This is a genomic window from Streptomyces sp. SID5469 (assembly GCF_009862865.1).
Taxonomy (GTDB): Bacteria; Actinomycetota; Actinomycetes; order Streptomycetales; family Streptomycetaceae; genus Streptomyces; species Streptomyces avermitilis.
In genome coordinates this window covers 6,058,836-6,081,553 of record NZ_WWIN01000001.1, presented here as the reverse complement: position 1 = coordinate 6,081,553, position 22,718 = coordinate 6,058,836, and the positions used below count along the sequence as shown (strand labels likewise).

The following is a 22,718-nucleotide window of genomic DNA, read 5'->3' as shown; positions in this document are numbered from 1 at the left end:
AGGTCGGCGCGTCAGCAGTCCAGCTGCCCCAGCGTCGCGTTCGACGGTCCCCGCTTCGCCTGGAGGTCCCGCGCCACGTCCTCGGCCGCGCCCAGCACCCGTACCGCGTTCTGCCAGGTCAGCTTGGCCAGGTCGGTGCTCGACCAGCCGCGGTCGAGCAGCTCCGCGAGCAGGTTCGGGTAGCCGGAGACGTCGCTCAGGCCCTCCGGGGTGAAGGCCGTGCCGTCGTAGTCGCCGCCGATGCCGATGTGGTCGACGCCGGCCACCTCGCGCATGTGGTCCAGGTGGTCCGCCACCGTCGACACGGTGGCCACGGGGCGCGGGTGCGTCTCCTCGAAGGCGCGGTGGACCTTCATGGCCTCCGGTGTGGTGTCCAGGTGGTGGAAGCCGTTCGCCCGCATGTTCCCGTCCGCGGCGGCCGTCCAGTCGACGGCCGCCTGGAGCACGAACTTCGGTACGAACGTCACCATCGCCACTCCCCCGTTGCCGGGGAGCCGCTCCAGTACGTCGTCCGGGATGTTGCGCGGGTGGTCGCACACCGCCCGCGCGGAGGAGTGGGAGAAGATCACGGGCGCGGCCGTGGTGTCCAGCGCGTCCCGCATGGTCGTCGCCGCCACGTGCGAGAGGTCCACGAGCATGCCCTCGCGGTTCATCTCCCGGACGACCTCGCGGCCGAACTCCGACAGACCGCCCACCGCGGGCACGTCCGTCGCCGAGTCCGCCCACGCGATGTTGTCGTTGTGGGTCAGCGTCATGTAGCGCACGCCCAGCGCGTACAACCCCCGCAGCGCGGCCAGGGAGTTGTCGATGGAGTGGCCGCCCTCGGCGCCCATCAGCGACGCGATACGGCCCTCCGCGCGCGCCGCCTCCATGTCCGCCGCCGTCAGCGCACCCCGCAGATCGGCGGGGTGACGGGCGATCAACTGCCGTACGCAGTCGATCTGTTCGAGCGTCGCGGTGAGGGCGCCGGGCAGGTCCGAGCGGACGTACACCGACCAGTACTGCGCGCCGACGCCGCCCTCGCGCAGCCGCGGGAGGTCGGTGTGCAGGTGGGCGCGCTGGTCGGTGGCGATGTCGCGGGCGTCGAGGTCGTAGCGGACCTGGGAGCGCAGGGCCCAGGGCAGGTCGTTGTGGCCGTCGACGACGGGGAACTCGGCGAGGAGTTCGCGGGCGCGCTCCAAAGAGGCCTGCTCCGGCGAGGACATCCGCGTCACTTCCCCGAGCCGAAGCCGAAGCCGCCCGACGCGCCGTCGACCTTGGCGCGCAGCCGCTTGCCCTTCTCGGTGGCCTGGTCGTTCAGTTCCTGCTGGAACTCCCGCATGCGGGTGAGGAGTTCCGCGTCGTGCGCGGCCAGCATCCGCGCGGCCAGCAGGCCCGCGTTGCGCGCGCCGCCGACGGAGACGGTCGCGACCGGGACACCGGCCGGCATCTGCACGATCGACAGCAGCGAGTCCATGCCGTCGAGGTACTTCAGCGGGACGGGCACGCCGATGACGGGCAGCGGGGTCACGGACGCCAGCATGCCGGGCAGATGGGCGGCGCCGCCCGCACCCGCGATGATCGCCTTCAGCCCGCGCTCCGCCGCCTGCTCGCCGTACGCGATCATCTCGTGCGGCATCCGGTGCGCGGAGACGACGTCCACCTCGTACGGGATCTCGAACTCGTCGAGGGCCTGCGCTGCGGCCTCCATGACGGGCCAGTCGGAGTCCGACCCCATGACGATGCCAACTACGGGTGCGGTCATTCGGTGATCGTGCCTCTCAGGTAACCGGCTGCGTGACGGGCGCGCTCGAGGACGTCGTCCAGGTCGTCGCCGTAGGTGTTCACGTGGCCGACCTTACGGCCGGGCTTCACGTCCTTGCCATACATATGGATCTTGAGCTGGGGGTCGCGGGCCATGCAGTGCAGGTACGCGGAGTACATGTCCGGGTAGTCGCCGCCGAGGACGTTCGCCATGACCGTCCACGTGGCGCGCGGGCGCGGGTCGCCGAGGGGGAGGTCGAGGACCGCGCGGACGTGGTTGGCGAACTGGGACGTGATCGCGCCGTCCTGGGTCCAGTGGCCCGAGTTGTGCGGGCGCATCGCCAGTTCGTTGACGAGGATGCGGTGGTCGCCCTCGGCGGTCACCGTCTCGAAGAGCTCGACGGCCAGGTGACCGACGACGCCGAGTTCCTTCGCGATGCGCAGGGCCAGCGCCTCGGCCTCGAGGGCCAGCTCGTCCGAGATGCCGGGCGCGGGTGCGATCACCGTGTCGCAGACGCCGTCGACCTGCTGGGACTCGACGACGGGGTAGGCGACCGCCTGCCCGTGCGGCGAGCGCACGACGTTCGCCGCGAGTTCCCGTACGAAGTCGACCTTCTCCTCGGCGAGGACCGGGACGCCCGCGCGGAAGGGGTCCTCGGCCTCCTCGGCCGAGCGCACGAACCACACCCCCTTGCCGTCGTAGCCGCCGCGGACGGTCTTGAGGATGACGGGGAAACCGTCGCCCTCGGCCGCGAAGGCGGCGACGTCGTCGACGTCGCGCACGATCCGGTGCCGCGGGGACGGCACCCCGATCGCGTCGAGCTTCGCCCGCATCACGCCCTTGTCCTGGGCGTGCACGAGCGCGTCAGGCCCCGGGCGGACGGGGATGCCGTCCGCCTCCAGGGCCCGTAGGTGCTCGGTGGGTACGTGTTCGTGATCGAAGGTGATCACATCGCACCCCTTCGCGAACTCGCGCAGCGTGTCGAGGTCGCGGTAGTCGCCTATGACGACATCGCCGACGACCTGCGCCGCGGAATCCTGAGGGGTGTCACTGAGGAGCTTGAACCTGATGCCGAGCGGGATGCCTGCCTCGTGTGTCATACGAGCGAGCTGACCCCCGCCGACCATGCCGACTACCGGGAACGTCACGCTCCAAGAGTATCGGCCGCGCCATAGTGGCCGGTTTCGGTACCTGAGGGTGCCGCTTCCGGGGCCGCCCATGGGTGGGTCTTTGCGTGGCCGTGTGCCGGTCCACAGGCACGGCACACGGTCGCTGGTTAGCATGGCTGGGTCGACGAAACGCTCGACGCATCCGACCGACAGGGGCTGGCTACACGATGGGCAGTGGCTCCACGGGCCTCAAGGACAAGCCCCACGGCTCCGTGCGACGGCAGTTCGACCAGCTCACGCGCGAGATCGCGAAGTTCGGCGCGGTAGGTGGCGCGGGCCTGCTGGTCAACCTCCTCGTGTTCAACCTGGTACGCAGTGTCACCGGCCTCCAGGTCGTCCGCGCCAGTGTGATCGCCACGATCGTCGCGATCATCTGCAACTACATCGGCTTCCGCTACTTCACGTACCGGGACCGTGACAAGAGTGGCCGCACCAAGGAACTGACGCTGTTCCTGCTGTTCAGCGCGGTGGGCCTGGTCATCGAGAACGGTGTGCTGTACGTGGCGACGTACAGCTTCGGCTGGGACAGCCCGTTGCAGAGCAACATCTTCAAGTTCCTCGGCATCGGCCTCGCGACGCTCTTCCGCTTCTGGTCCTACCGCACATGGGTGTTCCGCACGCTGCCGGCCCGGGAGGCCATAGCGAGTGCGGAATCGTTCCTTGAGGAGGAACCCGAGCGACCCCGGCCCGGGTCCAGCCCCCGGATCCGCTAGGCCCTGTCGTCACCTTCCCGTCTGCCGGGCGACCGGAGCGGGCCCGGACTTGGAAGGTTCCCGGCCCGCGTGCATACTGACTTCATGCTCGCGCACCCGACCTTCCTCTTTACCTATGGCAACCGGCCCACCGGCTGCCATGGTCGTGCTGCTTGAGCCACTGACAAGCGACTTCCCAGGCGCCCCGGGCCGACAAGGCCCGGGGCGTCTGGCGTTTCCGGGTCCTGCCGATCCGGGGCACCCCTTCCCACAGAGGAGCCCCACCATGGCCGAAGTACTCGACAGGACCGGCGCCCGTACCGTCGAGGCCGCCGATGTCATCAGCGGTGCCCGTGAGCGCATCGACTCCCTCGACGACCGGATCATCGGGCTCGTCCAGGAACGGATGGCCGTGTCCGCCGTCATCCAGGAGGCGCGGATCGCGTCGGGCGGCCGCCGGGTGAACCTCTCCCGCGAGATGGAGGTCCTCGGCCACTTCAGGGACGCCCTCGGCAAGCCCGGCACCTCGCTGGCCATGACGCTGCTCGAACTGTGCCGGGGCCGCATCTGAGAACGGCGCGGGCCCGGGTACGACGGGTGTCCGGCGTACCCGGTGCGTACGCCGTCTCACCCGTACGGCGCGTGACCGGGCCGCGTGGGCTTCGTTGGTCCCGATGTCCGTGCCAGCCAGGGGCGGGCTCGCAAGAACCACGCGTGGCTCCGAATGGAGCGATGAGGCGCACGGATCGTGCTGTGCGTCGTGGGACCTCGCTCCAGGGTTGTGACCGGACGGCAGGGGACAGCAGCCCGGTCACCCAAGTACGGTCGGCTCCGGGGACGCCCGGGGCCGGCCGGCGGAATCTGTTCAAGGGCGGTCGAGACGGTTGCGAAGGCCGCGGACCATCCAGCACGATGCGTAGAACAGCCCGTACGGCGGCACAGCCCCGGCGGCCATGGCGACAACCGGGCCGTCCCCAGTCCGGGTCCCGGTCCCGGTCCCACAGCAGACAACCGCAGACACACGCATCGCACCGCCTGACTGCCAATGGTCGACACCATGCGCACGCCCCGAGTGCGCCGGGCGCACGACGGCGGCCGTTCCAGGTGATCGAGATGATCGGGTCGACCCGGGTTCAAGCGGCGCAACCCCCCGGCGCCGCTTCCCAGGCACCGGCGCTGCCCTGACGTCGGTGCTGACGAAGAAGGGCCCCGCGGACGGATCCGCGGGGCCCTTCGCCCGGTCTCGCTCCGGCGGACGCCCGCGCTCAGGCCGTCGCCTTCTTCAGCTTCTTGAGCTTCTTCAGCTGGGCGTCGACGATCGCGGACGGGACCTTCACCTTGTCCCCGTCCAGCATGTTCATCGCGGTGAAGGTGACGACGGTCGTGCCGACGCGTACGACGGTGAAGGTCGTCGGCACCGAGGCGCCCTCGATCGAGCCGAGGAGCCGGTACGCGACGGACTCGTCGCCGAGACCCGGGTCCTTGAGCACCTTGACCCCGGAGTACTGGTAGCCGGTGTGCTCGTACTTGGTGCACTTGCCGGTCGACGTGCGCAGACCGTCGAGGACCTGCTCCGCCTCGCCGGAGCCGTACGCGAGGAGCGCCAGGGAGGTGACCGAGGCGTCGAGGTCGTCCTTGGCGGCGAAGCTGCGGCCCACGGCGGCCCGCGCGGCCGGGTCGCTGGTGAACAGGAACATGTCCGCGACGGGCTGGCAGGCAGCCGGGTCCGCCGGTACGGAGTCGAGGCCGATGTCCGACGCGGCCGTCTTCTTGACCCCGTAGCCCTTGACGTCACCGGACGCCAGGGCCGCCTTCTCCAACTCGGCCCGGGTCAGCGCCCCGCTGCCCGCGGGCGATGCCTTCGGGTCGGCCTGGGCCGCCTCCGAGCCCTTGGCCTTCGACGGCTTCGCCCCCTTGCCGCCGTCACCGCCGCCCCCGCCGCACGCCGCGGTCAGCCCCAGCGCGGCCGCCACCGAGACGGCCACCGCGATCCGCGACACCTTTGACTTCACGTTTCCCACCCTCACGCATCCTTCGACATGGCCCCCGTCGTGGCCCGGCGCGACAGGATCGCACAGACTTCTGGCGCGTGACATCGGCCGTCGGCGGCGGAGTCGACCCGTATTCCCATGTGACTCAGGACACATGGGAATTCCGTGAAGGGGAGGGCAACCCTTTACTCATCTCACCGGTCACACATAAGAACCAATGGCCACATCCGTGCCCAGCGGCGCTTGAAACAGAAGAAGGACCTGGGCTCGGAGGGGGGCACAGGTCCTTCTTCTTGCCCGGACTTCTTGCCCGGAGACCTTCTGCCCGGGAAGGGGCCGCTACTCCTTCGGCGGCACCGTCGGCATCCCCAGGAACGGCAGCCTGAGCGCGCCGAACGCGTCCGCCGGGACCGCCGGGTGCCGCGGCTCCACCGGCTTCAGGCGTTCGTACGCCGCTCCCTGCGCCGGACGCGGGTCCGCCTCGCCCTTGTTGGGCCAGTACGACATCGCCCGCTCGGCCTGGGCCGTGATGGTGAGCGACGGGTTCACGCCGAGGTTCGCGGAGACCGCGGCGCCGTCGACGACCGAGATACCGGGGTGGCCGTACAGCCGGTGGTACGGGTCGATGACCCCCGACGCCGGCGAGTCGCCGATCGGGCAGCCACCCAGGAAGTGCGCGGTCAGCGGTGTTCCCATCAGCTCGCCCACGTTGCTGCCCGGGAATCCGTTGATCTCCTCGGCGATCACGGTCGCGGCCTGCGAAGCCGCCCTGATCTGCTTGGGGTTGGGCGCGCCGTGCCCCTGGCGTGCCGTCAGCAGGCCCTTGCCCGCGCCCTTCGGTTTCAGATACGTCGTCAGGGAGTTGTCCAGCGACTGCATCACCAGGCCGATGATGGTCCGCTCGGACCAGCGGCGGTTGGAGAGCGAGCGGGCCACCAGCAGCGGGTGTTTCGCCGCGTTGGCCAGCCAGGCGAGCAGCCGCGAGGAGCCCTCCGCGTAGGGGACCTGGAGGATGGACAGGCCGCCCATCGCGTTCGAGCCCCGGCCGTAGCGGACCGGCTCGATGTGGGTGTTCGCGTCGGGGTGGATGGAGGACGTGATGGCGACCCCGCGCGTGAAGTCGACCGTGGGCTCGCCGTGCGCCTTGCGGTAGCGGCGGGAGTCGGTCTGCGCGCCGACCAGCGCCTCGGAGTTGGTACGGGTCAGCTCGCCCAGCCTGCCGGACAGGTAGGGCAGTTGACGGCCCTCCTTCATCCGGTGCAGCAGGGTCTGCGTGCCGTACGTACCGGCGGCGACGACCACCCGCCGCGCCTTGAAGGTCCTGCCCCGGCCCTTGCGCTTCTCGTCGGTGGGCAGGGTCTGGACCGCGTACCCGCCCTGCGAGTCGTCGGTGACCGCGACGACGGTCGTCATCGGGTGCACGACGGCGCCGGCCCGCTCGGCGAGGTGGAGATAGTTCTCGTTGAGGGTGTTCTTCGCCCCGTGGCGACAGCCCGTCATGCACTCCCCGCACTCGGTGCACGCCTTGCGGGCGGGCCCCGCGCCGCCGAAGTAGGGGTCTTCCACTTCGCCGCCCGGCTTGGCCTTCGCCGTCCCGTCCGCGTCCTGCCCGTCGCCGAAGAAGACACCGACCGGCGCCATGTGGAAGGTGTCACCGACGCCCATCCGCCCGGCGGCCGCCTTGAGGTGGACGTCCGACGGCGTCATGGTCGGGTTGAGCCGCACGCCCAGCATGCGCCGCGCCTGGTCGTAGTACGGCTTCAGTTCCTCCTGCCAGTCGGTGATGTCCTTCCACTGCGGGTCGTCGAAGAAGGCCTTCGGCGGTACGTAGAGGGTGTTCGCGTAGTTGAGGGAGCCGCCGCCGACCCCGGCGCCCGCCAGCACCATGACGTTGCCCAGGAGGTGGATGCGCTGGATGCCGTACATGCCGAGCCTGGGCGCCCACAGATAGTTCTTGATGTCCCAGGAGTTCTTGGGCAGCGACTCGCGCGTGAAGCGGCGGCCCGCCTCCAGCACGCCTACGCGGTAGCCCTTCTCGGTGAGCCTGAGGGCCGTGACCGACCCGCCGAAGCCGGAACCGACGACGATGACGTCGTAGTCGTACGGGTAGCCCACCGGCGGTTGGGCAGAGTTCTCCTGTGGCACGTGTTCTCCTCGCTGCGGGTCGTCCGTGGTCGCTCGCGCAGTTCCCCGCGCCCCTTACGGGGCGCTAGCGCAGCCGGAGCGCCTTCATCGCCTTGAGGCTGCGGCTCATGAACTCCGCGTACTTCTCGTCGTCCATGCCGAGCGACGGCGCCATCGGCAGCAGCCGCTGGTGGGCGACGGTCTGCGCCTCGGTGTACTTGAGGATGCCTTCGGAGCCGTGGCGGCGGCCGAGGCCGGAGTCCTTCATGCCGCCCATCGGCGACTGGACGCTGCCGTACGCGGGCGCGTAGCCGTCGTTGACGTTGACCGTGCCGGTGCGCAGGCGGGCCGCGACCGCGCGTCCGCGCCGGCCGTCCTTCGTCCAGACGGACGCGTTGAGGCCGTACGGCGTGGAGTTGGCGAGTTCGACCGCCTCGTCCTCGGTCTTGAAGCGGTAGAGGGAGACGACCGGGCCGAAGGTCTCCTCGGTGCACACGGACATCGGGGCCTCGACACCGTCGAGGATGGTGGGCTCGTAGAAGTAGGGGCCGATGTCCGGGCGCGCGACGCCGCCCGCGAGGAGCTTCGCGCCCTTCGCGACGGCCTCGTCGACATGCCGGGTCACGGTCTCCAGCTGGCGCTCGCCGACCAGCGAGCCCATGTCGGCGCCGTACGCGAGGGACGTGCCGAGCCGCATCGCCCTGGTCCGGGCGGCGAAGCGCTCCGCGAACGCGTCGGCGACGGACTCGTGGACGTACAGCCGCTCGATGGAGATGCACAGTTGCCCGGCGGAGGAGAAGCAGGCGCGGACGGCGCCGGCGGCCGCCTTGTCGATGTCGGCGTCCTCCAGGACCAGCATGGCGTTCTTGCCGCCGAGTTCGAGGGAGACGCCGACGAGCCGGGCGGCCGCGCCCTGGGCGACCTCGCGGCCGGTGCGGGTGGAGCCGGTGAAGGAGACGTAGTCGGCGTGCTTGACCACCTCGGGCCCCACGACCGGGCCTTCGCCGATGACGACCTGGAAGACCTCGGCGGGCAGCCCGGCCTCGATGAGCAGGTCGCGCGCCCACAGGGCGGTGAGGCAGGTCTCGGTGTCGGGCTTCATGACGAGGGCGTTGCCCGCGACGAAGGCGGGCAGCGCGTCGCCGACCGACAGCTCCAGCGGGTAGTTCCAAGGGGCGATCTGGCCCACGACCCCCCGCGGGTGGCGGAGTTCGGTGACGCGCGTGAGCGTCGGCATGGCACCGGCGTGCCGCTTGGGCTTCAGGTACGCGGGCGCCTTGCGGCCGTAGTGCCGGGCGGCGACCGCGACGGCCTGCACCTCTTCGTGGGCGTGCAGCCGGGCCTTGCCCGTCTCCAGCTGGATGAGGTCGAGGACCTCGGCCTGCCGGGCCAGCACCAGGTCGTGGAAGCGCAGGAGGACGGCGGCGCGCTGCCGTACGGGCGTCGCGCCCCAGGCGATCTGCGCGGCACGGGCCCGCTCGAAGGCGGTCGCGACGTCCTCGGGGGTGGACTCGGGCAGGTCGGCCAGCTTTTCGCCGGTGAACGGCGTGTGGTTGGCGGTACGGCCGGAGCCGACCACTCCCTTGGTGAGCTGGGCGACCAGCTCCGGCGTGACCACGTCGGCGGCGGTACGGGCGCCCGCGGGGGCGGGAGCGAGGGGATTGGTGCCGGTCGTGTCGTCGGTGCCGGTCTTTTCCGGGGCCTGCGAGTCCGTCATGAGCGGCAGCGTATGCCCGGCCGGAGACTTTGGGTACCCGTCGGTAACGCGCTTTCACGGAGTGCGCACATGGCGCCAGTGATCAGTGGCAACGAATGGGCTGATCAGGGGGTTGTCCGATGCCGGCCGGTGGATGTCCGATGGTCGGCCGGTGGTCGGCCGGTGGATGGCCGGTGGTCGGCCGGTGGTCGGCCGGTGATTTCCGACGGTTGTCCGGCGGGGACCGGACAGACCACGGCTTTCAGCGAGGCGTCCCCGCACCCCGCGCGCGCCCCTTCGGCAGCGCCGTGCGCCCCACCGTCGCCGCGAGCTTGCGCAGTCTGCGCCAGTCCAGTGGGGGTTTCGCCTCGGGCACCCCGGGCCGGTCACGGGGGACCCGTACCCGCAGGGCCCCCGGCTCGATACGGCATCGCACGGGCGTGGGCAGGACCAGCGCCTCCCCGTCGACGCCCACGTCGATCTGCGGGCGGTCGGCGTCGACGAGGACCTCGCGGGCGGTGAGCACCGTGAGGCCGGTCGCGTGCCGGCCGAGCAGCAGCCCGGCGGCCTCGGCAGCGCTCTCCACCTTGATGCCCAGGACGCCGAGCACCCCGGACTCCAGGCGCTCACGTCGGCCGAGCCCGGCGGGGTCGTCCATGCGGTACGGGTTGTTGCTGATCAGCAGGGCCTGGGGCGCCTCGATCACGGCGTCCTGCGCACGGGCGGTGAGCTGCGGGCCGCGCTGCCCGGTCAGCAGGTCCGGCAGCAGTTCGAGCGTGGTGCCCACCTTGTCGTCGCGGTACGCGGGACTCTGCACGACCGCCGCGTACGCGCCGAACGAGGCGTTGTTCACGAACGGATGCTCTCCGGCGAAGCCGAGGTCCACCCGTAGTTCGACCCCGTCGGCGAGTGCGTCCAGGCAGGTCGAAGGATCGTCCCGGTCGAGCCCGAGGTCCAGGGCGAAGTGGTTGCGGGTACCGGCGGAGACGACCAGGAAGGGGATGTCGTGCTCGGCGGCGACGGCGGCGACGAGCGCCTGCGTACCGTCTCCGCCTGCGACGCCGAGCAGGTCGGCTCCGTTCGCCACGGCTTCCCTGGCGAGCGCGGCGACGTCTTCGGGTTCGGGCCTCTCGGGATCGAGCAGATGGACGCGCGCCCCGAGCCGCTCCGCCTTCTCGCGCAGCCCGAACCGTTCGACCTTCCCGCCGCCGGAGCGCGGGTTCATCAGGAAGAAGGCCCGCTCGGGAGCGGGCGTCTCGTACTCGGTCACCCGCACGTGGTGCGAGCGCGTACTGCTGAGCGCGGTCTTCCCGGCCCAGACGGCCACGCTCCACAGCACGAGCGACACGACGACGACCCACAGCAGTTGCGCCGCGTGGAAGAGCACGATGACGCCGACGGGCGAGCCGACGGCCAGCACCGCGGCCGCGGCCCGGACCACACCCCGGCGCGTGAGCACCCACCAGAGCGCGGCCGCGGTGACCACCGCGCCGAGCAGCCCGGCCCCGACGAGCAGCAGGCTGCCGACCCCGGCGGTCACGACGGGCAGCACCACGGCGAGCACGGCAGCGCCCAACGAGCCCCGGGCCGCCCACCGCTGCGCCGCATGGTCCCGTTCTTCCAGCACCACACCCACGGCCGTCGCCTCGCCTTCCGGTCACGCCCTGATCATGCGGTCGTCATGCGGTCGTCAGGGGCATCGTAGGGCGCGGGAGCCTGTCGCCCGCCGTTCCAGCGCGGTCACGCCGCGGCGACTCGATCGGCGGCGGGCGGTCCGATCTCGCACCACAGCAGCTTCCCGCCCCGCCCGAAGAGGCCGCCCCCGAGCGGGTACCCACCCCACGCGTCCGCGTAGTGGCATACGAGGAACAACCCACGCCCGCCGTCGGCCTCGACGGGGGCAGGGTGGACGGGGTGCGGCGGGCCCGGGCGCTTGTCGAAGGGGGGCGGGATGTGGGGGTTGGCGTCCCAGACGCTCACCCGGAGCCGGGCGCCGGCCAGGGCGCGGAGGCGGAGGGTGGCGGGGCCGGTGGTGTGGCGGTAGGCGTTGGTGACGAGTTCCGAGGTCACCAGCTCGGCGGTGTCGGTGAGCCCGGTCAGCCCGTGCCCGGCCAGGACCGCCCGGAGAGTGACGCGGGCGATGCGCGGGGCACATCGGTCGTGGGGCAACTGAAGCACGTACGCCCAAGATGGGGACGCTTCGGACTTCGGCGGGGATACGGTGACCATGAACGCCTCCTGCGGTGGCGGTACTTGGGTTTGCTCTCCGGCCCCGGCCGGGCGGTGGCATGTCGCGTGCGTGCGTGCGTTTGGGCAGGCAGGGCGGTGCGCTTCCGGCTTACCGGTGGGGTCAGTTGAGCGGCTTGAGACTCACCGTAAGGGTGGCCGTAGAATGGTTTCTACGGAATCTGCGGATGCATCCGACGTTCCACTCGTGTGGGTGACCCGCGCATTGCTCATGGCAAGGGAAGTGGAAACACATGCCGCCACGGCAGACACCCACGGCGCGCCAGCTCCGTCTGGGAGTTGAGCTGCGCAAGCTGCGTGAGGGCGCGGGACTCACCGCCCGAGAGGCCGGCGAGATGATCGGCGCCAACCAGGCCGGGATCAGCAACATCGAGACAGGCCGCTTCGGGCTCAGCGAGCAGCGCATTCGCACCCTCGCCCATAACTACGACTGCACCGACGAGCCTTTGATCGATGCCCTCGTCGCCATGGCAGCCCACCGCGAACGCGGCTGGTGGGAGGAGTACCGAGACACCCTCCCGCCCCGCTTCCTCGACGTCGCGGAGATGGAGCACCACGCCAGGGCCCTGCGGGTGGCCCAGGTCATCAACATCCCCGGCCTGCTCCAGACCCCGGAGCATGCCCGCACTCTCTTCCGCCAGGTGGTCCCGGCCCTACGCCCGCACGAGATCGAGTACCGCATCTCCCACCGCATCAAGCGCCAGGCCGTCCTTTACCGCGAGCAGGCACCGTCGTACACGGCGATCGTCCACGAGGCCGCGCTGCGCATGCGGTTCGGAGGCCCCGAGGTGTCCCGGGCTCAGCTGGACCACATCATCGAGGTGAGCGAACAGCCGCACATCACCGTGCGGGTCATCCCCTTCGACGGCACCGTGTTCCCCACCGTCGGCCATGGACTCGACTACGCCTCCGGGCCCGTTCGCGCACTCGACACCGCGCAGCTCGACGCAGCCCACGGCAGCGAACTCATCGACGCCCCGGCACAGTTGACCAAGTACCGACTGATCCTGGACCGCATGGAGAATGCCACCCTTGAGCCGGATGAGTCCCGCGACCTCATCCACCGCATCGCCCACGCCGCTTGAAGGACGACCCCGTGACCGAACTCAACTGGCAGAAGTCCACCTACAGCGAGGAAGCCTCTTCCTGCGTCTACCTCGCCACCACCCCCACCGGAACGATCCTCCTCCGCGAAAGCGACGAACCGGAGATCGTCCTTAACACCGGCACCCGCCAGCTCAGTGCCCTGATATCCGCCCTGCGGAATCGGGCCGCCCTGTAAATTCCTGATTGAAGGAGGAACCCCACCAGTACCTCCGTACCTGGAGAGGGTGCGTCCTCGCCGCCCGGGAAATCCTCATTCCTAAAGCGTTTGACGCCTGCTCGACCTACGCTTCATAGTCTCTTCACCGCGGGCGCCCAGGCAGTCCGCGGTGACGTCACAGCAGGTGGGCGGGGATTTTCGGTCAACTGTCGGCCGAATTTCGATGCCGCTCGACCGACCCGACCTGACGATGCAATTTCGGCCATTGACTGGATCAAGGACGCCGCTGCGAAGTTCGACCTGAATCCTGGGCACTGCGTCCGGGCAGCCCGAGCCGGCCGCCCCGGCAGGCGGGTCGGGTCAGGTCCGCCCGTTCTTCACCGTCACCAATGACCTTGCCCTCAAAGTCGGCTGACCTTCTCTCACCTCATACCGCTCCTGTTCAGAAAGATCACTGCCATGCATAGACCCGCTCGCTCCCGCGCCGCCGTCGCCGTCATCACGTCCATACTTTCCCTTTCTCTGGCGACCGGCTGTTCCGGGACCAAGTCGGACAGCGCTGACGACGGCTCCGGCAAGGGCTCCCGGTCGACCGGGGCGGCCAAGGCCCTGAGCAAGCCCGAGTTGGCGAAGTCGATCATCGCCCAGGGCGACGTCAAGGGGTACAAGGTCGGGTCCGCCGACCGGGCCGACGCGGCCACGACTTCCAAGGACGACATCAAGGTCGTCGACGAGAAGTGCGAGCCGCTCGCGTACGTGCTGAGTGGCTTCGCTCCGGGGGACTCGACGGCGTACGTGAACCGCCAGGTCACCGAGAAGAAGGCTGCGCCGAGCGCGGCGTCGGACCTCTCCGAAGACGCGACGGAAGAGGAGTTCGAGGATGCCCTCACCGAAGGAATGAGCGTGTCGGTGACCATCGTCTCGCTCTCCTCGTACGAGGGGGACGGCGCCGAGAAGGCCACGACCTCCGTCTCCGACGCACTCGACGCGTGCGCGAACGGGTTCAAGGTCTCCTCCGACGGCGACAGCCAGAAGTTCACCAAGGTTGCCGAGGAGAAGAGCTCCGGCGAAGGTGACGATTCGGTGGCGTTCGCGGTGACCGGGGACATGGACGGTGACACGGGCACGGTGCACGGCGAGGTCGTCCGGCGCGGCAGCGTCGTCGCCACGTACTACACGCTCAACCTGGGGGCGATGATGTCCGGGAAGGCGTACGACATCCCGGCCGAGATCATCGCGGCCCAGACCTCAAAGATCAGCTGAACCCCGTCGGGTTGGGGTCCACCGCCCCGGTGGACCCCAGCTCACAGCTTGTCGACGTCCAGGTTCGCGATCGCCGTCTTCGCCACCTCGCGGCCGCGCTCGGTGAAGTCGCCCTTGCCCGGATAACTCACCGTGAGTTTGTACATGTTGCCCGCGGAGTTCTTGTAGTAGAAGATCCGCACCTCGCGCGGGCGGGGGTTCTGGCTGTCGGTGGTCGTGTAGACCACCGTGTTCTCGGCGGCCTTCTTGCCCTGGTACGAGGTCTCGGCCGTGCGCGTCTTCGGTTTCTCCGGCATGGAGAGTTCGTACGCGCCGCTCTCCTTGAACTCCCCGTTCTCGGCGTACATCTCGGCCGCCGCGGAGTCCTTGATCTGGTTGCTGGTGTCCTCGGACTTCTTCGCCAGGTGCAGGCCGATCCAGATGCTGCCGCTCCAGTCGCTGTACGTCACCCAGTTCTTGTCGGTGTCGCTCTTCTCCGGCCTGCTCACCTGGTAGTCCGCCGGTACGGCCAGCGTCGCGTCCAGCCTCGGGACCTCGCGCTGCTTCCAGGTGTCCGGCAGCGGGCCCGCGAAGGGATCCGCGATCACCAGGTACGCCGCCACCGCCGCCGCGACGACCGCCGCACCGAGGCCGAACAGCGCCTTGCGGCCCACCCGGAAGCCCTTGCCGCCGGGGCCCGCGATCTGCACGACCTGCGTCTGCTGCGGCGGCCTGGCGGCGTCCTCCAGGAGGCGGCGGACCTCGGCCGCGTTCGGGCGGCGCGCCGGGTCCTTGTTCAGCAGTCCGTTGATGACCTGCGCCAGGGTTCCCTTCGCCGCGGCCGGGGCAGCCGGCGTGGCGTTGAGGACGGACTGGAGCGTCGCGGGGGTGTTGCTGCGGCGGAACGGCGAGACGCCCTCCGCCGCCGCGTACAGCACCACGCCGAGGGACCACAGGTCGCTCGCCGGCCCGGGGCGCTGGCCCAGCACCCGCTCCGGCGCGATGTACTCGGGCGAGCCGACGAAGCCGCCGGTGTCCGTCAGATTGGTCTCGCCCTCGATCTGGGCGATGCCGAAGTCGGTGAGGACGACCCGGTCGTGCCGGCCGAGCAGGACGTTGTCCGGCTTCACGTCGCGGTGCAGGATGCCCGCCGCGTGCGCGGCCTCCAGCGCGCCGAGCACCTCCAGGCCGATTTTCGCCGTCTCACGCGCCCCGAGCGTGCCCTCCTGGAGCGCGGCGCCCAGCGAACGGCCCTGCACCAGCTCCATCACGATCCACGGCCGGCCGTCCACGACCGCCACGTCATGGACGTTCACGACCGCCGGGTGGTCGAGGCGGGCCGCGGCGCGTGCCTCGCGGCGCATCCGCTCGAACACGTTGGCCCGTTCACGCTCGGGAAGGTGGTCCGGGACGCGCGGCTCCTTGACCGCGACCTCACGGTCCACCGTCTCGTCCTTGGCCCGCCACACCGTGCCCATGCCACCGTGGCCGAGCTTGGCGAGCAGCCGGTAACGACCGGCGATGAGGCGGCCGGTGCCGGGTTCGCCGGGCGGCGTCTCGGGCATCGCCTGCGGGGGCATCTGCTGCGTGGGGTGTGCATGCGCGTGTGCGTGCGACTGGGGCTGGGGTTGCGGCTGCGGCTGCGGCTGCGGCTGCGGCTGCGGCTGCGGCTGCGGCTGCGGCTGCGGCTGCGGCTGGGCGTACGGGTTTCCCGGGTGCGGGACACCCGGACGCGGTGGTTGCAGACCGAAACTCGTCGGCTCGTCGGCCCCGTAGGAGACTCCCCCGTTGTTGCTCATGCCTCCATGCTTATCGCGGCAAGCGCTTCGCCAGCCAGCCGCGTCCGTTTCCAGTCACAGACTCGTGACGCGGAGCGCCCTTTATGGCCCGCATATCCCGCATTGCGGAATTACGAAACTGCGAACGTGTCCACCGCGACGTCGAAGTACTCCTTCGCCTCTCGCACCTTGCCGACCGGCGCCGACACCCACACGTCGTACATCCGGCCGCCCTCCTCCCAGCACAGGTCGTACGTGTGCCGCGGCCCCTCCGCCGTGCTGAAGCCGTTCCAGGTGAACTCCCAGAGCGCGGCCGGGTGGTCGCCGTGCGTGGTCTCGGTGACCCGGCCGTCGCGGTAGCCGGGGTTCGTGGACGGCCCCTTGGTGTCCGCGTGCCGCATCACCGCGAGCGGTCCGCCCACCGCCGGGTCCGCCGTCCTGATGCCGATGCGGAAGATCTGCCCCGGGGACATGTAGAAGATCCGCTCCCCCTGGGGTACCCGGGTGAATCCCTCGGGCACCGCGAGCGAGTACCCGTTGGTGTCATGGGTCAGCCCGTATCCTGAGGGCGCATTGTGGGCGCCAGCCGTGTCCGACGAACGCGTCGCGGTCACGGTGGGCGCGGGGGTCGGCGTCGACGACGGCCGCCCGGCCGAGGACTAGGCGGACCGCGAGGGGCCGGTGCTCACCGAGGTCCGCGGCCGCGAACTCGTGGGCCCGGGACCGCCGCCGTCCACGCCCTTGTGCATCAGCAGCGCGGCGGCCGACACGCCCGCCCCGGCCATCGCCGCGACCAGCGCGGCCGCGATCAGCACCCCGCGCCTGGAGTGCCGGGCGGCTTGCGCCGCCGTGGCCGCCGTGGGCGTGGCCTCCGGCTCCTGCCGTGGCGGCGCGTCGGCGTGCAGTGCCTGCGCGCGCGGCACGTCCCGCTGTGTCGGCGTGTACCCGGCCCCCGTCGGCACCCGTGGCGTACGGCCCGTGTCCAGAAACTCCCGCAGCAGCCGGGCCGCCTCCGCCGCGTCCAGACGCCGGTCCGGATCGCGCTCCAGCAGCCCTCGTACGACCGGAAGGATCGGTTCGGCCTGGGCCGGCGGCCGGATGTCGTCGACGACCACCGCGTGCAGGATGCCGCCCAACGAGTCGCGGCGGAAGGGCGATTCACCGCTCAGGACGGTGCACAGCAGCGCGCCGAGGGACCACAGGTCGGATTCCGGCCCTGTCCTGACGCCGGACATCCGCTCGGGCGCGGTGTACTCAGGCGACCCGACGAACGACCCGCTCTCGGTGAGCGTCGTGGCACCCGCGACCTGGGCGATGCCGAAGTCGGTGAGGACGACCCGGTCGCTGTCGGCCTCCAGAAGGACGTTGGCGGGCTTGAGGTCGCGGTGCAGGACCCCCGCGCCGTGCGCCCGCCCCAGCGCGCCCAGCAGGTCGATGCCGATGCGTGCCGCCTCGCGCGCGTCGACCGGGCCGTCCGCCGAGATCCGGTCGGCGAGCGAGCCTCCGCCGATCAGCTCCATCACGATGTAGGGGCGTTCGTCGTCCACGACGACGTCATGGACGACGATGATGTTCGGGTGGCTCAACTGGGCGACCGCGCGGGCCTCGCGCAGGGTGCGCTCGCGCTGTAGCCGGGCCTCCTCATCGGAGAGCGAGGTGTCGAAGGCGAGTTCCTTGACCGCCACCTGCCGGCCGAGCAGCTGGTCGGTCGCGCGCCATACGACGCCCATGCCGCCCCGGCCGATCCTGGCATCCAGCCGGTAACGGCCCGCGATGACGCGGACGTTCTCCCCCTCGGTCCCCATGCGCCCCATCATGCCGCACCGGACGAAAGCCCTCCGGGTAGCGACGGGTGAGTGGCCGACAAACGACGTGACCGGTGCGTTTCGTCAGTGCGCCATGTGCGCCCCGTGCGCCTCATGCGCCCCGTGCGAGCCCGTGTGTCCGGCGGCCGAGCCCGTATGTCCGGCGGCCGCGCCCGTGCGTACGGCGACAGCGCCCGTGCGTCCGGCGGCGGACCGCCCGTCAGGCGCTCTTCGGCCGCCAGCTCTGGAGCACGGTCGTGAACTGCTTGCGTGTGGTCGCCCAGTCCTCCGCGGGCGAGGACATGTAGATCGCGTACTCGACCCCGTCCCGGGAGACGTAGGTCTCCTCGATGGCGCGGCGCGGTCCGGGAAACTCTATGTCCTTGGCCAGCGCCGTCCACGTGTACTCCCAGAGGGAACCCCTGCGGTCACGGTACGTGTTGACCTCCATGCCCACCCGCTTGTAGTCGACCAGCCGCTGGAGCTGCTGCTCCAGGTCGATCTGGTGCTGGTACGGGTCGCTGAAGTCCGGGGAGTCGTCGATGGCGATGCGGATGAAGTGCTTGCCGCGGTCGGGCGTGTAGTCGATCTGCTTGAGGTCGCCCTGGATGCCGTAGACCTGCCGCTTCCAGCCCTTGGGCAGGGACAGGCCGAAGCCCACGGGGTCGGTCACCGGAACCCAGTTGTCGGGGACGGCACCGGCGGTGGTCTCCGGGTGCGTACTCGCCGCGGCGCTGCCCTTGTCCTGGCCCGTGCCCTTGTTCCAGTCGTCCGCGTATTTCATCGCCGCCGCGCCGCCACCGCCGACGAGTGCGGCGAGCACGAGGGCGATGACGGCCGTACGGCCTCGGCGCCGTTTCCGGGGCACGGCGGGCGCGGCCGAGGCGGTCGCGAACGCGGAGCCCGTGACCGGCTCGCGCGGGGTGGCGTCGGCCGGGTCCACCCCCTGCGCCCCCTGGGGCCGCGGCACATGGGTGGTGGTGTTCCCCTGTCTCAACTCCCCATGGAGCGTCCCCACATATGCCTGCGCCGCCCGCGGCCGCCGCCCCTCCGCGGCCTCGGCGAGCATCTGCTCCGCCTCGTCGGAACCGGGGCGCTCGGCGGGTTCCTTGCGCAGCAGGGCGGTGATGACGGGAGCAAGGGCACCGGCGTACTGCGGCGCGCCGGGCTCCTCGCCCACCACCGCCTGCATGGTCGACAGTGGCGAGGTCCGCCGGAACGGCGACTTCCCCTCCACCGCCGCGTACAGCGTCGCCCCCAGTGCCCACAGGTCGGAGGAGGGCCCGGGGTCGTGGCCGCGCACCCGCTCGGGCGCCAGATAGTCGACGGACCCGACGATCTCCCCGGTACGCGTGATGGTCGTGTCGCCCTCGACCTGCGCGATCCCGAAGTCCGTGAGCAGCACGCGCCCGTCGGTGGCGAGGAGTACGTTGCCGGGCTTCACGTCGCGGTGCAGTACGCCGGCGGAGTGCGCGGCCCGCAGTCCGCGCAGCACCCACAGTCCGATCCGGGCCGCCTCGACGGGCTCCACCCGTCCCCGCTCCTTGACCGCGTCGGCCAGCGAGCCGCCCTCGACCAGCTCCATCACGATCCACGGCCGGTTGTCGTGCTCCAGGACGTCGTGAACCGTGACGACGGCCGAGTGGTTGATCCGCGCGGCCGCCCGCGCCTCGGCGTTGGTCCGGGCGAGCAGCCTGGGCCGGTCGCTCTCCGAGACGTACAACGCGGCGGTCAGCTCCTTGACCGCGACCGCGCGGTGCAGCACCTCGTCGTGGGCGCGCCACACCCGGCCCATGCCACCGCTGCCGATCGAGTCGACGAGCCGGTAGCGGCCCGCGAGGAGCAGGCCCTGCATCTGATTCACGTTTCCCCGCAATGGTCTTGACAGAGGTCAGACTAAAGAGCAGCCCCCCGCACTGGAAACCGGCGCGGTCGTACGGAGACCGCACTGTGACGGTTCTCCCTTCCTTGTACGGGAGGGAACCATCAGGCATTCAGCGCGTTCCGCCCGCGCGAACGTCGTGGATCAGCCGAATTCAGCCGCATTCACTCGGACTTGGACTCGCGGATTCGCTGGATCCGCCGGATCCGGCGGGATTCGCTGGATCCGGCGGGATTCGCTGGATCCGGCGGGACGCGCTGGATCCGGCCAGATCAGCCGATCAGCCGGATCAGCCGGATCAGCCGGTGACTTGATACGTCCGCGACGCCTGCTCGTACAGCCGGGTCACCTCGTCGCGTTCGGCCTCCGGGCCGCGTAACTGCACCACGTGGTAGCGCCCGCCGACGACGATCGCGAGATTGCGTACGAACAACTCGCGTCCCTGACCGTCGGTCCAGGTGAACTGCCCCTCGGCCATGGTCCGCCCGCCGACGTCGATACGCCGCATACCGCTGGACGTGGCCCAGGTCGAGTCGCGGAACGGCTGTAACTCGCTCTCCGTCTCGCGCTGGTACGTCAGCGGATCGCTGCCGTGGTCGGCCGTGCTGTCCCGCCCGGGTACGACGATGAGCTCGAAGTCGCCGTGGGAGTAGACGATCCGGCCGCGCCCGTTCTTCGGCGCGCGGTCCCAGCCGGTGGCGACCGCGACGCGGAAGCCCTCGGGGTCCTTGCGCAGGGTGAAGCCCTGGGCGACGTCGGGGTCGGTGGTCTGTTCCCGCGTCGAACCCGAGGACCCGGAGGGGCTCTTGCCCGAACCCGGGGAAGTCTGGTCGGGCCGCGGCTCGCTGCCGCCGCCCGACTGCTCGGGCGCGGGGCTGACACCGCCGGCGGCACCGGTCCGGTCGCCGTCCGAACGACTGCCGCTGTCGCTGTTCGGTGAGGCCTTCGGCATGAACACCATCGCGTACGCGACCGCCGCGGCGAGAACGAGCAGTATCAGCAGGACCAGGTTCCGGCCGAGCCTCTTCGGCCTGGGCGGGCGGCCGTCCTTGGCGCGCTTGTGACGGGCGTGCGGGGTGGTCGCGGGCAGCCTGGCGCGACGCCTGCGGACGAGCTCGCCGCGGCGCCGTACGATCGGCAGCCGACGGGGGTCGACGGGGGGCGCCGCCACGACGTGCGCGCCCGCCTCCGGCTCGGGGGCGGACCGCACGAGCGAGCGCAGCCAGCCGCGCACCTCCTCGAAGTCGAGCCGTTCGGTCGGGTCCTGACGCAGCAAGGACTCCACGACGGGCCGCAGCGGCCCGCACTCCTCGGCGAACGCGGGCGGCTCGGCGCACACCAACTGCACCAGCTCGGCCGTGTTCTCCTCGGGATACGGCGCATGCCCCTGCACGGCCCTGAACAGCAGTGCGCCGAGCGCCCACAGATCGGTCGCGGGCCCGATCGGCGCCGCCAGCTGCCAGTTCTCGTGCACGGGCCCGGCCTGCTCGGGTGCCCACCGCTCGGTGACGGGCCCGATGACGGCCATCCGCGCCTGTCGCGCCCGCTCGGCGGCGAGCGCGGTGGTGGGGCCCCGGCGGGGCACGGAGGCGGCGGACGGGCCGGAGGGGGCGGACGAGCCGGAGACCAGGTGGTCCCAGTGGGTGGGAGGCACCGCGTCGGCGGGAGTGGGCGTGGAGACGGGCGCGTCGGCGGGAGCGTGCGGGACGCTGCCGTTCTCGTACGTGCCGCTGCCGTTGCCCGGGGTTCCGTACGCACCGCCGACGTTCGCTCCGCCGACGTCGCCCGGAAACCCACCGGGCCAGGAGTTCGTCCGGGCCACGCCGTACGGGTCGGCGATCTGCCCCGGCAGCGCACCGGGGAGGTGCTCCACGCCGTGTCCGGGGGACTGCGGTGCCCGACCTTCGGCGTCGGCGGGCCGGGGTGCGGGCAACGCCGCCCGCCCGCCCCGCTGTGCCTCCTGGACCCGCGCCGCGGCCCGCGCCCCGGCGCGATACGCGGCGATCGCCCCGGCCCGCTGCGCACGCGCGTCACCGCCGCCTTCGAGGGCGCGCGCTCCTCGGGCGGGTACTTCGCCGCCGGGCGTTCCCGCCACCGGGCCCACACCGCCCGCCCGCGCCTCGATCGCGGCCCGTCGCGCGGCTTCCGCCTCCGCGACCGACATGCCCCCGGCCGCCGCGCCGACGGCACCTCCGGCCGCGCCCACCGGACCACCGGAGCCCGCGCCGATGCCGGGGCGGCCGGAGCCGGCGCCGGGGCCGGACCCGATGCCTGGCGTGCCGCCCGCCGCCGCGCCGCGCACCGCACCACGGCCGTTGCCACCGGTGCCGTCGCCTCCGTCGTCCCCGCGCGGCTCGAAGTCCCGGACCGGCACGGGGTCGTACCCGCACAACGCCTCTTCCGCCGCCCCGGCCGCCAGGCCCGTCAGCATCACGCGGCCGTCGTCGCAGACGAGCACCGTGCGCACCGTGATGTTCCGGTGCACCCAGCCGTGCGCATGCAGCACCCGCAGCGCCATGAGGACATCGGAGGCGACCTCGGCCGCCCGGTAGGGACTCAGCGGTTTGTCCGCGAGCAGCGCCGCCAGCGGCCGGGCGGCCACCAACTCACTCACTATCCACAGCGACCCGCCCTCGGCGAACACGTCGAAGACCTGGTCGAGCCGGGGGTGGTCGGGTATCTGGGCGGCGGCCTGCGCGGCCTCGATCGCGCGCCGCACGGCCGGTTCGGCGGGCCGGCGCGTGGCCGTACGCGCGGAGGCGCGCCGCGTCCCGCCGTCGCGCGCCACGAACCCCGCGGGCAGCCCGTCGGCGTCGAGCACCTCCGCCTCGACGACCTCGGGCAACGGCACCTGCCGTACGAGGACTTCCTGCCCGCTGTAGGTGTCGAAGGCCCGGGTCTCGGCGAGTTCGTACTCGTCGGACGGCGGCAGTGGCAGACGGTAACGGTCGGCGAGTACCCGTCCCGCATATTCGTCCACGATGCCTCCCCCGGCCGCCCGGTCGGTCAGTTCCGTTCGCCTTGCGTCCCGTTCTGGATGCGTACGGTCCGCAACTACTCACGATACGTGCCGGAGGCAAGCCA

Annotated in this window: 16 protein-coding genes and 1 pseudogene; 5 read left to right on the top strand and 12 right to left on the bottom strand. The window is 71.2% G+C overall.

Annotated elements, in window-relative coordinates; genetic code table 11:
* Positions 1–11: 11 nt before the first annotated feature.
* The 3 genes from GTY58_RS26235 to GTY58_RS26225 are packed head-to-tail and all read right to left on the bottom strand — an operon-like array spanning position 12 to position 2,892.
* Positions 12–1,205: a dipeptidase gene (locus GTY58_RS26235; protein ID WP_010986428.1), complete on the bottom strand. Its 1,194-nt coding sequence runs from the start codon at positions 1,203–1,205 to the stop codon at positions 12–14.
* Positions 1,206–1,210: 5 nt separating this feature from the next.
* The gene (gene purE / locus GTY58_RS26230) at positions 1,211–1,744 is read right to left on the bottom strand and encodes a 5-(carboxyamino)imidazole ribonucleotide mutase (protein ID WP_010986427.1); all 534 of its coding nucleotides are present in this window, start codon (positions 1,742–1,744) and stop codon (positions 1,211–1,213) included.
* Positions 1,741–2,892, bottom strand: coding sequence for a 5-(carboxyamino)imidazole ribonucleotide synthase (locus tag GTY58_RS26225; RefSeq protein ID WP_037647894.1), 1,152 nt, complete (start codon positions 2,890–2,892; stop codon positions 1,741–1,743). The genes purE and GTY58_RS26225 overlap by 4 nt, the downstream gene beginning before the upstream one ends.
* Positions 2,893–3,080: 188 nt before the next feature.
* Here GTY58_RS26225 and GTY58_RS26220 point away from each other — a divergent pair, with 188 nt between their 5' ends.
* Positions 3,081–3,626 carry a GtrA family protein gene (locus GTY58_RS26220; protein WP_010986425.1) on the top strand — a complete coding sequence of 182 codons (546 nt, stop codon included), beginning with the start codon at positions 3,081–3,083 and terminating at the stop codon, positions 3,624–3,626.
* 265 nt (positions 3,627–3,891) lie between these two features.
* The gene (locus GTY58_RS26215) at positions 3,892–4,176 is read left to right on the top strand and encodes a chorismate mutase (protein ID WP_010986424.1); all 285 of its coding nucleotides are present in this window, start codon (positions 3,892–3,894) and stop codon (positions 4,174–4,176) included.
* Between the two features lie 694 nt (positions 4,177–4,870).
* Here the strand turns inward: GTY58_RS26215 and GTY58_RS26210 are convergent.
* The 5 genes from GTY58_RS26210 to GTY58_RS26190 form a co-directional block, all read right to left on the bottom strand.
* Positions 4,871–5,617 (bottom strand): hypothetical protein, encoded by a 747-nt coding sequence (locus tag GTY58_RS26210; protein WP_242432176.1) that lies wholly within the window; start codon positions 5,615–5,617, stop codon positions 4,871–4,873.
* Positions 5,618–5,935: 318 nt separating this feature from the next.
* Positions 5,936–7,741, bottom strand: coding sequence for a GMC family oxidoreductase (locus GTY58_RS26205; RefSeq protein WP_010986422.1), 1,806 nt, complete (start codon positions 7,739–7,741; stop codon positions 5,936–5,938).
* A gap of 64 nt (positions 7,742–7,805) precedes the next feature.
* A complete protein-coding gene (locus GTY58_RS26200) occupies positions 7,806–9,437 on the bottom strand; it encodes a succinic semialdehyde dehydrogenase (RefSeq protein WP_010986421.1) in 1,632 nt (543 codons plus the stop codon).
* A gap of 241 nt (positions 9,438–9,678) precedes the next feature.
* On the bottom strand, positions 9,679–11,052 hold the full coding sequence (locus tag GTY58_RS26195) for a diacylglycerol kinase family protein (RefSeq protein ID WP_010986420.1): 1,374 nt from the start codon (positions 11,050–11,052) through the stop codon (positions 9,679–9,681).
* Between the two features lie 104 nt (positions 11,053–11,156).
* Positions 11,157–11,645 (bottom strand): ATP-binding protein, encoded by a 489-nt coding sequence (locus GTY58_RS26190; RefSeq protein ID WP_010986419.1) that lies wholly within the window; start codon positions 11,643–11,645, stop codon positions 11,157–11,159.
* Positions 11,646–11,896: 251 nt separating this feature from the next.
* Between GTY58_RS26190 and GTY58_RS26185 the strand changes: the two genes are divergently transcribed.
* The 3 genes from GTY58_RS26185 to GTY58_RS26175 all read left to right on the top strand — a co-directional run bounded on the left by GTY58_RS26185 (position 11,897) and on the right by GTY58_RS26175 (position 14,190).
* Positions 11,897–12,748 (top strand): helix-turn-helix transcriptional regulator, encoded by an 852-nt coding sequence (locus GTY58_RS26185; protein ID WP_010986418.1) that lies wholly within the window; start codon positions 11,897–11,899, stop codon positions 12,746–12,748.
* A gap of 11 nt (positions 12,749–12,759) precedes the next feature.
* Positions 12,760–12,945, top strand: a complete 186-nt coding sequence (locus GTY58_RS26180) for a DUF397 domain-containing protein (RefSeq protein ID WP_010986417.1) — start codon at positions 12,760–12,762, stop codon at positions 12,943–12,945.
* A gap of 441 nt (positions 12,946–13,386) precedes the next feature.
* Positions 13,387–14,190: a hypothetical protein gene (locus GTY58_RS26175; protein WP_010986416.1), complete on the top strand. Its 804-nt coding sequence runs from the start codon at positions 13,387–13,389 to the stop codon at positions 14,188–14,190.
* A 41-nt stretch (positions 14,191–14,231) separates the two neighbouring features.
* Here GTY58_RS26175 and GTY58_RS26170 read toward each other — a convergent pair whose 3' ends face one another.
* The 4 genes and pseudogenes from GTY58_RS26170 to GTY58_RS26155 form a co-directional block, all read right to left on the bottom strand.
* Positions 14,232–15,968: a serine/threonine-protein kinase gene (locus tag GTY58_RS26170; protein ID WP_010986415.1), complete on the bottom strand. Its 1,737-nt coding sequence runs from the start codon at positions 15,966–15,968 to the stop codon at positions 14,232–14,234.
* Between the two features lie 110 nt (positions 15,969–16,078).
* Positions 16,079–17,752 (bottom strand): annotated as a pseudogene (locus GTY58_RS26165) (serine/threonine-protein kinase).
* A gap of 220 nt (positions 17,753–17,972) precedes the next feature.
* The gene (locus GTY58_RS26160) at positions 17,973–19,607 is read right to left on the bottom strand and encodes a serine/threonine-protein kinase (protein ID WP_037647899.1); all 1,635 of its coding nucleotides are present in this window, start codon (positions 19,605–19,607) and stop codon (positions 17,973–17,975) included.
* Positions 19,608–19,932: 325 nt separating this feature from the next.
* Positions 19,933–22,614, bottom strand: a complete 2,682-nt coding sequence (locus GTY58_RS26155) for a protein kinase (RefSeq protein WP_010986411.1) — start codon at positions 22,612–22,614, stop codon at positions 19,933–19,935.
* Positions 22,615–22,718: the final 104 nt, after the last annotated feature.

Bases quoted from the DNA above. Each gene is read 5' to 3' on its own strand.
- GTY58_RS26160 (WP_037647899.1), bottom strand. From the start codon at position 19,607: ATGCAGGGCCTGCTCCTCGCGGGCCGCTACCGGCTCGTCGACTCGATC.
- GTY58_RS26220 (WP_010986425.1), top strand. From the start codon at position 3,081: ATGGGCAGTGGCTCCACGGGCCTCAAGGACAAGCCCCACGGCTCCGTG.
- GTY58_RS26200 (WP_010986421.1), bottom strand. From the start codon at position 9,437: ATGACGGACTCGCAGGCCCCGGAAAAGACCGGCACCGACGACACGACC.
- GTY58_RS26190 (WP_010986419.1), bottom strand. From the start codon at position 11,645: ATGGTCACCGTATCCCCGCCGAAGTCCGAAGCGTCCCCATCTTGGGCG.
- GTY58_RS26235 (WP_010986428.1), bottom strand. From the start codon at position 1,205: ATGTCCTCGCCGGAGCAGGCCTCTTTGGAGCGCGCCCGCGAACTCCTC.
- GTY58_RS26215 (WP_010986424.1), top strand. From the start codon at position 3,892: ATGGCCGAAGTACTCGACAGGACCGGCGCCCGTACCGTCGAGGCCGCC.
- GTY58_RS26175 (WP_010986416.1), top strand. From the start codon at position 13,387: ATGCATAGACCCGCTCGCTCCCGCGCCGCCGTCGCCGTCATCACGTCC.
- GTY58_RS26170 (WP_010986415.1), bottom strand. From the start codon at position 15,968: ATGAGCAACAACGGGGGAGTCTCCTACGGGGCCGACGAGCCGACGAGT.
- purE (WP_010986427.1), bottom strand. From the start codon at position 1,744: ATGACCGCACCCGTAGTTGGCATCGTCATGGGGTCGGACTCCGACTGG.
- GTY58_RS26185 (WP_010986418.1), top strand. From the start codon at position 11,897: ATGCCGCCACGGCAGACACCCACGGCGCGCCAGCTCCGTCTGGGAGTT.